At 66.0% G+C, this 14,494-nt stretch carries 11 protein-coding genes; 1 reads left to right on the plus strand and 10 read right to left on the minus strand.

All coding sequences use genetic code 11. From position 1 onward, the window contains the following. Positions 1-9: 9 nt before the first annotated feature. The 5 genes from ACYQ4T_RS10375 to ACYQ4T_RS10395 are packed head-to-tail and all read right to left on the minus strand — an operon-like array spanning position 10 to position 6,786. A complete protein-coding gene (locus ACYQ4T_RS10375) occupies positions 10-1,509 on the minus strand; it encodes a sugar ABC transporter ATP-binding protein (RefSeq protein ID WP_459853420.1) in 1,500 nt (499 codons plus the stop codon). Continuing rightward, positions 1,506-2,603 carry a hypothetical protein gene (locus ACYQ4T_RS10380; protein WP_459853422.1) on the minus strand — a complete coding sequence of 366 codons (1,098 nt, stop codon included), beginning with the start codon at positions 2,601-2,603 and terminating at the stop codon, positions 1,506-1,508. Before ACYQ4T_RS10380 ends, ACYQ4T_RS10375 begins: the two co-directional genes overlap by 4 nt. After that, positions 2,600-4,714: an ABC transporter permease gene (locus tag ACYQ4T_RS10385; protein WP_459853424.1), complete on the minus strand. Its 2,115-nt coding sequence runs from the start codon at positions 4,712-4,714 to the stop codon at positions 2,600-2,602. The genes ACYQ4T_RS10380 and ACYQ4T_RS10385 overlap by 4 nt, the downstream gene beginning before the upstream one ends. Before the next feature lie 25 nt (positions 4,715-4,739). After that, a complete protein-coding gene (locus tag ACYQ4T_RS10390) occupies positions 4,740-5,762 on the minus strand; it encodes a sugar ABC transporter substrate-binding protein (protein ID WP_459853426.1) in 1,023 nt (340 codons plus the stop codon). Positions 5,763-5,805: 43 nt separating this feature from the next. After that, positions 5,806-6,786, minus strand: coding sequence for an ABC transporter permease (locus ACYQ4T_RS10395; RefSeq protein WP_459853428.1), 981 nt, complete (start codon positions 6,784-6,786; stop codon positions 5,806-5,808). Between the two features lie 252 nt (positions 6,787-7,038). Between ACYQ4T_RS10395 and ACYQ4T_RS10400 the strand changes: the two genes are divergently transcribed. Beyond that, complete coding sequence (locus ACYQ4T_RS10400) at positions 7,039-7,776, plus strand: SDR family oxidoreductase (protein WP_459853430.1); 738 nt, start codon at positions 7,039-7,041, stop codon at positions 7,774-7,776. A 98-nt stretch (positions 7,777-7,874) separates the two neighbouring features. On the opposite strand, the gene ACYQ4T_RS10405 is transcribed toward ACYQ4T_RS10400, so the two are convergent. Genes ACYQ4T_RS10405 through ACYQ4T_RS10425 form a run of 5 tightly spaced genes read right to left on the minus strand, consistent with a single transcriptional unit; the run spans position 7,875 to position 14,493 of the window. Further along, positions 7,875-8,606, minus strand: a complete 732-nt coding sequence (locus ACYQ4T_RS10405; protein WP_459853432.1) for an SDR family NAD(P)-dependent oxidoreductase — start codon at positions 8,604-8,606, stop codon at positions 7,875-7,877. A gap of 24 nt (positions 8,607-8,630) precedes the next feature. Further along, positions 8,631-10,130, minus strand: coding sequence for a sugar ABC transporter ATP-binding protein (locus ACYQ4T_RS10410; RefSeq protein ID WP_459853434.1), 1,500 nt, complete (start codon positions 10,128-10,130; stop codon positions 8,631-8,633). A 2-nt stretch (positions 10,131-10,132) separates the two neighbouring features. Then, positions 10,133-11,233, minus strand: coding sequence for an SMP-30/gluconolactonase/LRE family protein (locus tag ACYQ4T_RS10415; RefSeq protein WP_459853436.1), 1,101 nt, complete (start codon positions 11,231-11,233; stop codon positions 10,133-10,135). Beyond that, complete coding sequence (locus tag ACYQ4T_RS10420; RefSeq protein ID WP_459853438.1) at positions 11,230-13,407, minus strand: ABC transporter permease; 2,178 nt, start codon at positions 13,405-13,407, stop codon at positions 11,230-11,232. The genes ACYQ4T_RS10415 and ACYQ4T_RS10420 overlap by 4 nt, the downstream gene beginning before the upstream one ends. A 51-nt stretch (positions 13,408-13,458) precedes the next feature. Then, a complete protein-coding gene (locus tag ACYQ4T_RS10425; RefSeq protein WP_459853440.1) occupies positions 13,459-14,493 on the minus strand; it encodes a sugar ABC transporter substrate-binding protein in 1,035 nt (344 codons plus the stop codon). Position 14,494: the final 1 nt, after the last annotated feature.

Raw genomic sequence — 14,494 nt, forward strand, 5'->3', positions numbered from 1 at the left:
GTCCGATCCTCAATGCACCGCGGCGTACATGATGCGCTGCTCTGTGGCGCTTTTGCTGTCCATTTCCTCGACGATGCGGCCTTGCCGAGCGACCAGAATGCGATCGGACAGGGCCAGGATCTCCGGGAGATAGGACGAGATCACGATCACCGCCATGCCGGTATCCGCGAGTTCGTTGATGAAGCGGTGGATCTCGACGATCGAGCCGACATCGACGCCGCGGGTCGGCTCGTCGAAGATGATCATCTTCGGCTTCTGCACCGCCGATTTCGCGATCACCACTTTCTGCTGGTTGCCGCCGGACAGCTCGATGATGCGGGCATTGGGGTCGATCGCCTTGATCGCCAGCCGCTCGGTCCATTGCCGGGCCATCGCCCGCGCCTCGGCCATGGAGATGACGGCCAGCGGGTTGACGCCCTTGGCGACGGTGCCGAGCTGGATATTGGCGGCGATCGACATGGTTTCGAAGAAGCCCTCGACCTTGCGGTCCTCGGTCACGTAGACGATGCCGTCGCGCACGGCAGGCCGCGGTGTGCGATAGCGTACCGACTGGCCGTTGAAGCTGATCGTGCCGCCGTGGAAGAAGTCGCGCTTCAGGACGCCGCTCACGATCTTCATGGTCTCGGTGCGGCCCGATCCCACCAGGCCAAAGAGGCCGGTGATCTGCCCCGAGAAGACCGAGAACGAGGTGTTGCGGACCACCGTGCCCATGGAGAGGTTCTGGATGCTCAGCACCTTCTCGCCATAGGGTCGCGGGGTGCGATCCTTTCCGCCGCCGCTGTAGAGCTCGTCGGTCAGGCTGCGCCCGACCATGGCCTGGATGATGCGGTCGCGGGTGAAATTCCGCGTCAAGTCGCTGGCGGAGACCTTGCCGTCGCGCAGCACGGTGATCCGGTCGGAAAGCTCCAGCGCCTCTTCCAGCGCGTGGCTGATGAAGATGATCGAGACACCGTCGCGCTGCAGCCGGCGCACCAGGTTGAAGAAGTGGAACTTCTCCTCCGGGGTCAAGGTCGCGGTCGGCTCGTCGAAGATCATCAGCCGCGCCTTGTGGTGCACGGCGCGGGCGATCTCCACCATCTGCTTCTTGCCGGCGCCCAGGGAGGAGACCAGCGCCATCGGATCGACGTAGAAGTTCAGCGACAGCAGGAAGCGCTGGGCCTGGATGTAGAGCCCGCGCAGCCGGTTGAACATCTTCTCGTCGCCGAGATAGATGTTCTGCGCCACCGTCATCGAGGGCACCAGGTTGGTCTCCTGGAACACCATGGCGATGCCCTGGTCGAGCGCATCGGCGGGAGAAGCGAGTTGCGCCGGCTTGCCGTCGAACAGCATTTCGCCTTCGGAGAGCTGATAGACGCCGGCCAGCACCTTGGTGAGCGTCGACTTGCCGGCGCCGTTCTCGCCCAGGATGGCATGGATCTCGCCCTTTTCCAGGGTGAAGTCCACGTCCTTGATCGCGGCGACGCCGCGGAAATCCTTGGTGGCTTTCCTGAGCTCCAGCAGCGCGGTCATCGCACGGCCCCATCCTGGAGACGCACGATCGCACCCGACCCCTTGGCGCCGGCCAGCAAGACGCCGTCCACCTCCACCAGCGAGGTAACGCCATGGATGCTGCCGTCGGCGCGGCTGTGGAAGCTTTCCAGCGGGCGCATGTTCGCGTCGCAGCGCACCACCAGGCCGTAGGACCAACTCGGCGACCAGGGCTTCAGCATGTTGAGCTTCTTGCGCGCGCCGCCCTGGATCGGCTCCAGGAAGCTCAAGCCGCTGGAAAGCGAGGGCGCAATCCAATAGGCGGGATCGATGGTCGCGACCATGCGGCGGCGATAGTCCTCCTCGCGCAGGACGAACTCGATCAGCTGGTTGCGCGGCGCGAAGAGCGCAAGCCAGAAGCCGCCGCCCGCGGCCGGTGCGATCCGGGCCGGGTAGGCCGGCAGGTCGGAGAACACGGCGCGCGACCTGCCGGCATCCAGGGCGACGATGCGGTGACGCCAGGATTCCGCGGCCAGGATCGTGCCGTTCTCGCCGAGCGCCAGGCCATACGGAAAGGCGAGATTGCGGGCGAGCGGCGTCGCTTCGCCGCTCTTGGCGAGGGCGATCCGCCAGACGCTGCCGGTCGCGCGCCGGTTCATCAGGTCGCGCTTCCAGTCGGACATCCTGTATTCGGCGGAACCGTTTGCGACGACCAATGTGTCCGGATCGAGGAACGAGGCCGCAGAAGGCGAGCGCAGCGGCACGCCGCCGGCCGCCTTGATCTCGACGCCGTCATGGCGGCCGCCCTGGACCAGGATCCCCTGCCCGTCCAGGCCGATCGCCAGCGCGCCGGCCGCGTCGGCAGCGAGGCAGGTGATCTCGCTGGAGAAGCTGCGCACCCCCGAGGCCTCCAGGGCGGCGCCGGCGGCACGCAGTCGCATCAGCGCCGCGCCGCCGGAGCAGACCAGGCCGGCGGGCGTCGCGGTCAGATTGTCGATGCCGGCCATGCGCAGCACCACGCTTGCCGCGTCGAGCGCGTTGTTCGGCTTCAGCGGCCCGTCCATCATCGGGACAGTGCTGCCGGGCTCGTCGAAGCCGCGGAAATTGGCGTAGAGCCGCTTCAGGGCTTCCATCATTCGGGGCCCCAATAGAAGTCCTGGGCGGTCCAGTTCGGATCGGCGTCGGGGAGTCTGTAACGCCCGATCCGGTTGTTCGACACACCGCCCAGGTAGAGATAGCCCTTGTGCTCGCGCATCGAGGTTATCATCGGGTGGTTCTGGCCGCCGAGATCCCAGAGCGCGTCGAGAATGTTGCCCTGCTCGTCGAATTTCACGACGCAGCCGGTGTTGATGTTGGGATAGAGCCAGAGATCCGGCGCCACGCGCCGCGCCATGCGGCGGCGGAAGGCGGGCATCGACAGCGCGAGGTCGAGGGCCGGCGTGCGCATGCCGAGGAGGGCCGCCCAGTAATTGCCATCCGAGGCGCGGTTGATGTTGTCCGGATAGCCGGGAAGATTCGAGAGGACGGTCTCGATCCTGCCCTTCTTCGGCCCGTCGAAATAATAGCGCTGGATGGTGGCGATCCAGCTTTCGGCAAAGAAGAAGGAGACGCCGTCATTCGCCATGCAGACGCCGTTCGGGAAGACCCGGCGGTGGATCTCCGTTTTGGTCGTGCCGTTGCGCGGGTCATAGACGATGATGCGGCCGTTGCCGCGGCTCTCCAGCGCGTCGGTCGCCCATTCCTCCTGCTCGTAGCGGACAGTCGCCTCGCTGAAATAGACGCGCCCGTCCGGCGCGATGTCGAGGTCGTCGGCAAGGCGCAGGCGCGAATCGTCCACCACCGAGAGGAAGCTGCGGTTGGTCTCGTCGGTGAGTTTCACCACCTCTTTCTGCGGCGTGACCTTGTAGAGACCCATGCCGCCGATGCAAACCAGCAGGTTGCCGTCGCGGTCGAACTGCATGCCGAGCGGATGGCCGCCGATATGGGCGAAGACCTCATGGCGTTTGTGGTCGGGTCCGAAGAAGCGGACGATGTCGCCGTGCCGCGTGCCGCAATAGAGGTTGTCGTCGCGGTCGAGGATCACATCCTCCGGTCCGTCGATCTGGCCGAGACCGATGATCTCCACCGAGCGCAGCCGGTCGTTGAGTGCATAGGGTGATTGGGGATCTGTCGCCGAGGGTGGCGGCGGGAGCTGGAGATAGGCCGGCGAGACATACATCTTCGACAGCCATTTGTGCCGGTTGCGCAGCCAGCGCATATCGACGAAGACCGCGGCGATCAGCACGCCGCCGAGGATGGTCGAGTTGACCGGGCCGGAGATGCCGAAGTTGGTGAGGTTGTTGCTGAGGATCAGCACGAAGAGCGCGCCCATCGCCGCTTTGGCGACCGAGCCGCGCCCGCCGCCCAGCGAATTGCCGCCGAGCACGGCGGCCGTGAGTGCGGAGACTTCGAGGCCGACGCCGGTATCCGCGCCGGTGCTGCCGATGCGGGCCGCGAACAGGAAGCCCGCCAGCGCACTCAACGCACCCGACCAGACATAGGCGAAGAACACCGTGCGCCGGACGCTGATGCCGGCATTGTAGGCCGAACGCCTTGCGCCGCCGACGGCGGTCAGGCGCCAGCCGGGCCGCATGCGCGAGAGCACGATGTGCCAGGCGATGGCGATGACCGCGGTCACCCAGAGCGAGAAGGGAATGCCGAGCACCGTGCCGGTGCCGATGAAATAGAGGAGATCGGAATCGGAATAGCCCGCGACGATCGCGGTCGACATCCGCAGGAACAGGATGTCATAGATCGAGCGGAAGATGATCAGCGTGACCAGGGTGGTGAGGAAAGCGCGGAGCCGCAGGAAGCCGATCAGGTAGCCGTTCATCGAGCCGCAGACCACACCCATCGCCACCACGCCGAAGCAGGTGAGGCCGACCGAGAGGCCCTGGACATTGGTGCCGATCAGCGAGGCCAGCACCGCCAGGGTGAAGACCGAGGCGACCGAGAGATCGATGCCGCCCGACATCAGCACGATCGAGAGGCCGAGCACGATCAGGCCGAACTCGGCCACCTGGAAACCGAGATCGGTGATGCTGGACGCGGAGAGGAAGCCCGGCGAGATCGTGCCGAACACCGCCACCAGCACGATCAGGGCCAGGAACGGGACCGCGTTGTCGATCCAGCGCTTGGCCAGGATCTCCCCGATCAGATGATCGGGGAGATACCTGTACCGGATGCGCGTGAGCGTATCGCTAGTCATGGTCTCTTTACGCCGATGCCAGTGCCTACTTCAGCTGGTCCAGGGTCCAGCAGTTATGCGACGCGACCCATTCCTTGGTCTGCAAGGTCAGCGGCGTGAAGTAGGTGGTCTGGATCTCGCCCGCCTTGGCCGGGGAGAGCAGGAGCTCGACGATCGCCTGGTTGAGCGCATTGCCCTGCAGCGGCACGTCATAGCTGACGATGAGATCGAGCAGGCCCTTGTTGATGTTGTCGCAGCCGGTCTGGCTGCCGCCGCCCGAGGTCACGATATAGACCTGGTCGGACTTGCCGGCCGCCTCGACCGCCGCACCGGCGCCGACATCCTGGTTGTCCCAGTTGCCGACGATGCCGCAGAGATCGGGATGCTGCTGCAGCACCGTCTCGGTGATGGCGCGCGCCTTGGCCGGGTCGTAGGTCGCGGCCTGGTCGGCCACCACCTTGATCTCCGGGTTCTCGGCGAAGATCTTGTAGTAGGCATAGAGCTCATAGAGGTTCGAGGCGGCGGTCGGCTGGCCTTCCAGGATCGCCACCTTGCCGGAGGTGCCGGAGCCCTTGCCGCACTTCTTCACCAGCGCGTCGGCCTGGATCAGGCCGACCTTCACCCAGTCGGCGCCGACATAATAGTCGGTCGGCACCGTGGTCTCGAGATTGACCTGCAGCACCTTGATGCCTTCCTTGACCATGCGCTGCTCGAGCCGCGCATAGGATTGCAGGTCTGGATTGTGAATGATGGCGAGGTCCGGCTTCTCGGCGATGATCGCGGTGATCGCCCGGGTGCCGGCGTCGGTGCTCCAATTCGGGTCGCGGATCTCGAAGCTGTAGCCGAGATCCTCGGCCTGGCGCTTCATGATCGCCGCCCAGCCTTCGGTCAGGTCGAAGCCCATGGCGAGCGGCACGAACACGACCTTCTTTCCCTTCAGGCTTTCATAGTAGGGATCGCGCTTGGCCTTGTTGTCGAGCCCCTTCTGTTCCTGCGCCATGGCGCCGGAGAAGACCGATGTGCCGAGTGCCACGGCGAGCGCCGCCGCGATGATCTTGAACGTCCTCATGATATCCTCCGCCTCCTGGTTCTTATGGTCGTTGTGTTCGTCTTCAGATGTCGCCCTGCTCCTGCTGCGCCGTCTGCTCGTCGCGCGGGTTGATGATGCTGTCCACGACGATGGCGCAGAGCAGGATGATGCTCTTGATCAGGTTCTGCTCGATGTAGGGCACGTCCATGATCGTCATGCCGTCGAGCAGCACGCCGACCAGCAGCGTGCCGACCAGAACGTTGCGCACGCCGCCGCGCCCGCCGGAGAGTCCGATGCCGCCCAGCACGACGACCAGCAGCACGTCATAGATCATGGTGGAGTTGTAGACCCGGGTGCTCATCCCCGATGAGGCCGCCGCCATCACCAGGCCCGCCGCATAGGCGATCAGCGCGGTGATAACGTGCTCGGCGACGATCATCGGCCGCACCGGCAGGCCGACGATGCGCGCCGCCGCGGGATTGTCGCCCATCGCATAGACGAAGCGGCCGAAACGGGTCCAGCGCAGCACCGCCCAGGTGATCAGCGCCAGGGCGAAGAAGGCGATGATCAGCATCGGCATGCCGAGGATCGTGGTGCGGCCGAGGAAGTTGAAGAAAGCGGAATCCTGTGGCGTGTTCTGCACATCGACCTGGAACAGCCAGCCGCGCCCCACGCCGTAGACCACCAGGCCCATGGCGAGCGTGGTGAAGATCGCGGGGATGGTGGCATAGGCGATCAGGATGCCGTTGACGAGCCCGATCAGCACCACGAAGCCGGCGCCGAGCGCCAAAGCCGGACCGAGCTCCCAGCCGGAATTGGTGGTGAGCGAGAGTACCCAGGAGACCGAGACCACCATGGTCGCGATGAGCGCCAGGTCGATGCCGCGGGCGATCACCACCAGCGCCATGCCGAGGCCGAGGATGCCGAGGATCGAAACGCTGCGCACCAGGGCGATCAGGTTGCCGCTGGTGAGGAAGTTGGGCAGGGTGATCGCGAAGACCACGCACATGGCGACGGCCAGAGCAAGCACGACGCCTTCCTGCGTGAGTCTGATCTTGCGCACCCGGCCTCCCACCATCCGAACCGGCGCTGCCCCATGATCGCGACGAGGAGGGTCTTGTTCGCTTGCGCCGAGCGGCGCCGACGCTCGCAACGGCCGGCGCTTTTCCCCCGCCACAATCGTCAATTTCCGCAGGCGGGCAAAGCCGCTGGGTTTGAATATCAGTTATGATAGGCGCAGCAGCCGTTCACGCGCGGGACGTCGGGTTGTATGCGTAGCGCCTGGAAGATTCAGACAGCCGAAGGAATACCGCCCGTGCCGCGAACCCCCGGAAACGCCCTGATCACCGGTGCTGCCAGCGGAATCGGCCGCGCCATCGCCAAAGCGCTTTCCGATGCGGGCCATCGCGTGGTGTTGACCGACCTCGATCTCGCAGGTGCAACGGAACTCGCGAAGGAGATCGGCGACAAGGCCGCCGCCTTGCAACTCGACATCACCGACCGCGCCCGCGTTGACGATCTTCCCAACCTGGTTCCGCCCGGATTCGGGCCGATCGACATCCTGGTCAACAATGCGGGCCATGACATCGGCGGCCGCACGCGCTTCGACCTCGGCGCCGCCGACGATTGGTCCAGCATCATCGACACCAATCTGAACGGGCTGATGCGGGTCACGCGCGCCATGCTGCCCGGGATGGTGCAACGCAACAGCGGCGACATCGTCAATATCAGCTCGATCAGCGCGATCCGGCTGGTGCCGGACATGGCGGCCTATACCGCCAGCAAGGCCGGTGTCCGTGCCTTCACCGATATCCTGCGCGGCGATCTGGCCGAGACCGGGATCCGCGTGACCGAGATCCTGCCCGGCCTGACCAAGACCAACATCATTCTGAAGCGCCATCGCGGCGACAAGGCGGCCGAGCAGGAATATTTCGAGCGTTTCAAGATCGCGCTCGACCCCGAGGATATCGCGCGCAGCGTGCTTTTCGCGCTCGACCAGCCCGAGCACGTGCAGATCGCCCAGCTCTACATCCTGCCGGTCAACCGGTGGTGAGAGACTGAGTCTGCGGCACCCCCACCCTAACCCTCCCCCGAAGACGGGGGAGGGAGAAGAAAGGGTGGCTCCCCCGAAGACGAGGGAGGGGATTCTCTTTAGTACATCACCATGCCGCCGTCGGCGACCAGTGTCGCGCCGTGCACATACGATGCTTCCGGCGAAAGCAGCCAGGCGATCGCGGCGGCGATCTCCTCTGCCGAGCCAAGCCGGTTGAAGGAGGTCATGCCTTCGATCCGCTGCTTGATGCTGGGATCGCCGAGCGGGCCGGCGGCGAAGGGCGTGTCGATCATGCCGGGGGCGATGGTGTTGACCGCGATGCCCTTCGGCCCCAGCACGCGCGCGGCATTCTTGGTCAAGGCGAGGATCGCGCCCTTGCTGCTGGCATAGGCGGCGGTCCCGGCGAGGCCGCCGCCGCGCAAGCCGGCGACGCTGGCGACGGTGCAGATCCGCGCCCCCGCCTCCATCGCCTTCGCGGCCTCGCGCATGCAGAGAAAGGTGCCGATCACGTTGACATCATGGATCCGGCGATATCTCTCGGCGGTCAGCTCGAAGAACGGCGTCGTGTCGTAGATGCCGGCGATGGCCGCCAGTGCATCCAGCCCGCCCAGGGTCCTGCGCACCTCGTCGAAGGCGCGGACCACCGCCGCCTCGTCCGCCACATCGACCGCGATCACCGGATGGTCGCCGACCACCTTCCTAGCCGCGTCGGGATCGCGGTCCATCGATACGACCTGCCACCCACGCTCGATCAGGAGTGTCGCCGTCGCGGCGCCAATGCCGCTGCCCGCCCCGGTCACCACCGCACGCTTCTTATGCTCTGCCATCATCTTCCAATCCGAGACTCGCCGCGATCAGTGGACCGCGGCATACATGATCTTCTCCTCGGTCGCCTCGTCCGCCGCGAATTCCTCGACGATGCGGCCCTTGCGCGAAACCAGGATCCGGTCGGAGAGGTTGAGGATTTCCGGAAGATAGGAGGATATGACAACCACCGCCATGCCTTCGTCGGCAAGCCGGTTGATGATCGCATGGATCTCGGCGATCGCGCCGACATCGACGCCGCGGGTGGGTTCGTCGAAGATGACCAGCTTCGGCTGCTGCACCAGGGCCTTGGCGATCACCACTTTCTGCTGGTTGCCGCCGGAAAGCTCGACCACCGGCGCATCGGCCGAGATCGCGCGGATGCTCAGCGACTTGGTCCAATGCTCGGCGACGTTGCGCATCTCCGTGCCGCTCACCACTGCACTGCGGTGCTCGGCCGAGGCCAGCAGGCCGGTATAGATGCTCTGGGCGATCGACATCGTTTCGAAAATGCCCTCGGACTTGCGGTCCTCGGTCACATAGGCGATGCCCTGGCGGACGGCCGGCGCCGGCACGCGGTAGCGCACGATCTTGTCGCCGAGGCGGGTCACGCCGCCATGGAAGAAGTTCCGCTTCACCACGCCGGCGACGATCTTGGCGCTCTCGGTCCGGCCCGAGCCGATCAGGCCGAAGATGCCGGTGATCTGCCCGGCATAGACCGCGAAGGAGCTGTTCCGCACCATCCGGCCCATGGAGATGTTCTGCACGCTCAGGACTCGCTTGCCGTAGCCCCTGGTCTTGCGGCCGGCGGCATGGGCGCCGTAGAGCTCGTTGGAGAGGCTGCGGCCGACCATGGCGCGGATGATCTTGTCGCGGTCGAAATTCGCGGTGACGTCGCTCGCGACCAGCTTGCCGTCGCGCAGCACGGTGATCCGGTCAGAGATCGCCAGCGCCTCTTCGAGGGCGTGCGAGATGAAGATAATGGCGCAGCCGCGCGCCTTCAGACGCACGACCAGGTCGAAGAAATGCTGCTTCTCCTCCGGGGTCAGGGTCGCGGTCGGTTCGTCGAAGATGATGATCCGCGCGTTCTTGCGGACCGCGCGGGCGATCTCGACCATCTGCCGTTGTGCCGCTCCCAGGGAGGCGACGTTCAGGGTGGGATCGACCGGGAAGTTCAAGGATTGCAGGAACTGCTGCGCGGCGATGGTCAGCGGCCGCAGCCGGTTGAACGCCTTCTCGTCGCCGAGGAACAGGTTCTGCGCCACGGTTAAGGAGGGCACCAGGCTGGTCTCCTGGAACACCATGGCGATGCCATGCCGCAGCGCCTCGGCCGGCGAGGCGAAGCTGACCTCCTTGCCGTCGAGCAGGATGCTGCCGTGGGTCGGATCGACCACGCCGGCGATCATCTTTGTGAGCGTCGACTTGCCGGCGCCGTTCTCGCCCAGCAGCGCATGGACCTCGCCGGCCTCCAGCGACATCGAGATGTCCTGGACCGCCGCGGCGCCGCGATATTCCTTAGTGATCTCCCGGACCTCGAGCAGGGGCGCCATCGTCAGACCTCCCGCTCCTGCGCCAGGTCGACCGAGACCAGCGCGTTGTCGCCCTTGCAGGCGACGATCAGCTCGCCGCGGGTCTCGAGGCAGCTGGTGACGCCGTGGCGCTTGCCGTCGGCGCGGCTGTGCAGCGAGGTGGTCGGGATGAAGTCGCCGTCAAGCTTCACCGCAAGCCCGTAGGAACGCGATGGCGCCCAGGGCTTGAAGATGCCGAGCGTCTTCACCGCGCCGCCCTGCATCGGCTCCTTGTATGAGAGGCCGGCACGCAAGCTGGGCGCGATCCAATGCGCGGGCTCGATGGTCTGCATCATCCAGTGGCGATAGCGGTCCTCGCGCAGCACGAACTCGACCAGCTGGCTGCGCGGCGCGAAGACCGAAAGCCAGGCGCCGCCGTCCGGCGCCGGCGAGAGGCGCCCGGGATAGCCCGGCAGGTCGTCGAGCAGGACCCGCGGCGCGCCGCGCTCTTGCGTCGGGAAATCGAGCAGGCGATGGCGCCAGGCCTCGGAGACCGCGATGCGGCCGCCGTCGCGCAGCAGCAGCCCGTTCGGGAAGGCGAGATGCGCGGCGAGGCAGACGGGATCGCCGCGCTCCAGCGGCACCCGCCAGACCGCACCGGCCGCGCGGTGCTCGAGGAGATCGCGCCGCCAGTCCTCGGCGCCATGGATGTCCGACCCGACCGCCACGAAGAGCGTGTCCGGATCGGCAAAGCAGAGTGCCGTCGGCGCGATCAGCTTCCTGTTGCCGAGCCCGGCGATGGTGCGGCCGTCATGGGCGCCGCCGACGATCGCGATGCCCGAGGCGCCGAGGCCGACCGCGAGGCTGCCATCCTCGGCTGCGGCGAGCGCGGTGATCGCGCTGTCGAATTGCAGGATCTCCTCGGGCTCTGCGCCCTCATGGTGCAGGCTGTCCAGCAGCAGCACGCGCTTGCCGCTGGTGAACAGCAAGTGATCGTCCTGCCAGACCAGGTTGTCAGGCGCCGGGCATTCCGCCAGCAAGGCCGCCTCGTCAAGCGCCCGGTTGGGACGCAGCGCGCCGTCCATCGACGGCACCGTCGCCGGCGGCCGCATCCAGGGCAGCACTTTGCCAAGCGCGCCGATCATGCTTTGCCCCAATAGCTCGTCGTGGCGCTCCAGGCGGGGTCCGCCTTCGCCAGGACATGCTTGCCGATCCGGTTGTTGAGGATGCCGCCGAGATAGAGCGCGCCCTTATGCTCGCGCATCGAGGTGATCATCGGATGGTTCTCGGCGTGGAGATCCCAGAGCGTCTCCAGCACCTTGCCCTCGCCCGATATCTTCACCACGCAGCCGGCATTGATGTTGGGATAGAGCCATTCGTCTGGCGCCACTTCCAGCGCCATGCGGCGGCGGAAGTCAGGCATGCGCAGCGCCAGATCGAGGGCGGGCGACCGCATGCCCATCAGTGCCACCCAGTAGTTGCCGTCGGAAGCGCGGTTGATGTTGTCGGGATAGCCCGGCAGGTTCTCGATCACCCGCTCGACCTGGCCCTCCCTCGGGCCGGCGAACCAGTAGCGGCTGATGCGGCAGGCCCAGCTTTCGGCGAAGAGCAGCGACTGGCCGCCGGTCTCGGCGCAGACGCCGTTCGGGAAGACCAGCCGGCGCAACACGGTGCGGGTCGTGTTCTTCGCCGGGTCGTAGCAAACGATGCGGCCGCTGCCGCGCGATTCCAGCGCGTCGGCCGGCCAGGTCTCCATGTCGTAGCGGGTCGTGGCTTCGCTGAAGAAGACCCTTCCGTCGGGCGCGATGTCGAGATCGTCGGCGAGGCGCATCCGCGAATCATCGATGATCGAGAAGGGCGAGCGGTTGGTCTGGTCGGTCGCCTTCTCGGCGCGGCCATCGGGATGGACGCGGTAGAGGCCCATGCCGCCGACGCAGACATAGAGGACGCCCGCCGGGTCGAAGGCCAGGCCGAGCGGGTGGCCGCCGATATGGGCGAAGACCTTGCCTTCCTTGTAGTCCGGCGCGTCGAAGCGCACGATGTTGCCGAGCCGGTCGCCGCAATAGAGATGGTCATTCGCGTCGAAGATCACATCCTCGGCGCCGTCCAGCCGGCCGAGGCCGATCAGCGAGACATCCGCCAGCCGGTCGTTCCGCGCATAGGGCGAGGCGGACTGCTCGGCATCGGGCGCCTCGGGCAGACGGAAATAGGTCGGCGACATGTAGAGCCGCGACAGAATCTTCTCGCGGTTGCGGATGAAGCGCACGTCGATCGCGATCGCCAGCAGCAGGATCAGGCCGAGGACCAGTTGCCCCGCCCCGCTCTGCAGCCCCATTTGCACCACGCCGAGATTGATCATCAGCACGATGATCGAGCCCATCAGCGCCTTGGCGACCGAGCCGCGCCCGCCGCCCAGGCTGGTGCCGCCGACGATGACGGCGGTCAGCGCGAAGATCTCCATGCCTGCGCCCGGATAGGAGCCGCCATTGCCGAGCCGCGCGGCATAGAGGAAGGCCGCGAGGCCGGCCAGCGCGCCGGAGAGAACGTAGGTGAAGCAGACCGTGCGCTTCACCGAGATGCCGACGTTATGCGCCGAGCGGCGCGAGCCGCCGACCGCCATCACGTGCCAGCCGAGCCGCGAGCGCGAGAGGAAAAGATGGATCGCGATCGCGACCACGATCAGCACGACCAGGCTGGTCGGGATGCCGAGCGGGCTGCCCATGCCGGCGAAATCCCAGATCGTGGAATCGTAGAACCCGGCCGAGATATCGACCGCGAATTCCAGCAGCAGCACATCGACCAGCGCACGGATCGTGATCAGGCTGACCAGGGTGGTGAGAAAGGCCCGGAGGCGGAAGTAGCCGACCAGGATGCCGTTGATCAGGCCGGCGAAGGCGCAGACCGCGATCACGCAGGGCAGGATGGCGATCACCGGCCAGTCGAAGAGATTGGAGAGCGCAAGGGCCGTGAAGTTGCCGAGGGCGAAGATCGAGCCCACGCTCAAGTCGATGCCGCCGCCCATGATGACGATCATCATGCCGAGCGCCACCAGGCCGAACTCGCCGAGCTGCCTGCCGCCGTCCGAGATATTGGCGCCGGTGAAGAAGCCGGGTGCGGCGATCATGAAGCAGCCGATCACCAGCACCATGAAGGTCGCGGGCACGGCGCTGTCGATCCACTGCTTGGACATGATCTCGCCCAAGACGTGGCTCGGCACAAGCCGCGCGCGCCACTTGACCAGCGCCTCGAAAGGATAGCGCGACGCCGACCGCTTCGAGGCGGCCGGCGCGGCGGCGAGAGTCTCGTCCATGCTCGTCATCTGCAATCGCGGAAGCGGACCGGCCGGGGCCGGCCCGCTTCCACTGCGTGCTTACTTGAAGGAATCCATGGTCCAGCAGGAGCTGGGCGTGATGTTGTCCTTGGTCAGCATCACGCCCCGGGTCGGCAGCGTGAATTTGAAGGCGTCCGGCGCCGGGTTGGTCTGCAGCAGGATGCGGATCACGGTGTTGATGTCCTGGGCCTGGCCGCGGACGTCGTAGCTGAAATAGGCCGAGTAGGTGCCGTCCTCGAGCCGGTCGCAGGCCGCTTCCTTGTAGCCGCCGCCCGATGAGACGACGAACACCTTGTCCTGCATGCCCGCTTCCTTGACCGCCGAGCCGGCGCCGATATCCATGCCGTCCCAGAAGCCAATCACGCCGCAGAGATCGGGATGTTGCTGCAGCACGGTGCGGGTGATCTCCTGGGCCTTGCCGGCATCCCAGTTGGCCGACTGGTTGGAGACGACCTGGATCTCCGGATGCTTGGAGAAGACCTCGGTGACGCCGCGGATCTGGTAGGCGCTGGCGGCGGAGGTCAGGATGCCCTGCACGATCGCGACCTTGCCGGAGCGGCCGGAATCCTTGCCGCATTTATCGACGATATACTGCGCCTCGGCCATGCCGTTCAGCTGCCATTCCTCGCCGATGTAATAGCTCGGATAGGCCGACTTGATGTTGACCGAGATGAACTTGATCCCCGCCTCGGTGCCGCGCTTCAAGAGCTTGGCATAGGATTGGAGATCCGGATTCTGCAGCACGATGATGTCGGGCTTCGAGTTGATCAGCTGGTCCATCGCCTGGACGCCGACGTCGGTGTTCCAGTTCGGGTCGCGCACGATGATCTCGTAGCCGAGCTCCTTGGCCTGGATCTCCATGCCGGCGAGCCAGCCCTTGGAGAGGTCGTAGCTCATCGAGAACGGCACGTAGCCGATCTTCTTGCCCTTCATCGATTCGAAATAGGGCGCGATGGTCGGGTCGTTGATGCCCTCGACCTCGGTCTCGGCCGCAACCGGGCGGATCGCGGTCAGCGACAGGATCGTCGCCAGGCTGAGCAGGCCGATGCCGGCCGCCTTCTTCAGATTGATCATG

It is taken from the genome of Dongia sp. agr-C8, from assembly GCF_054658695.1.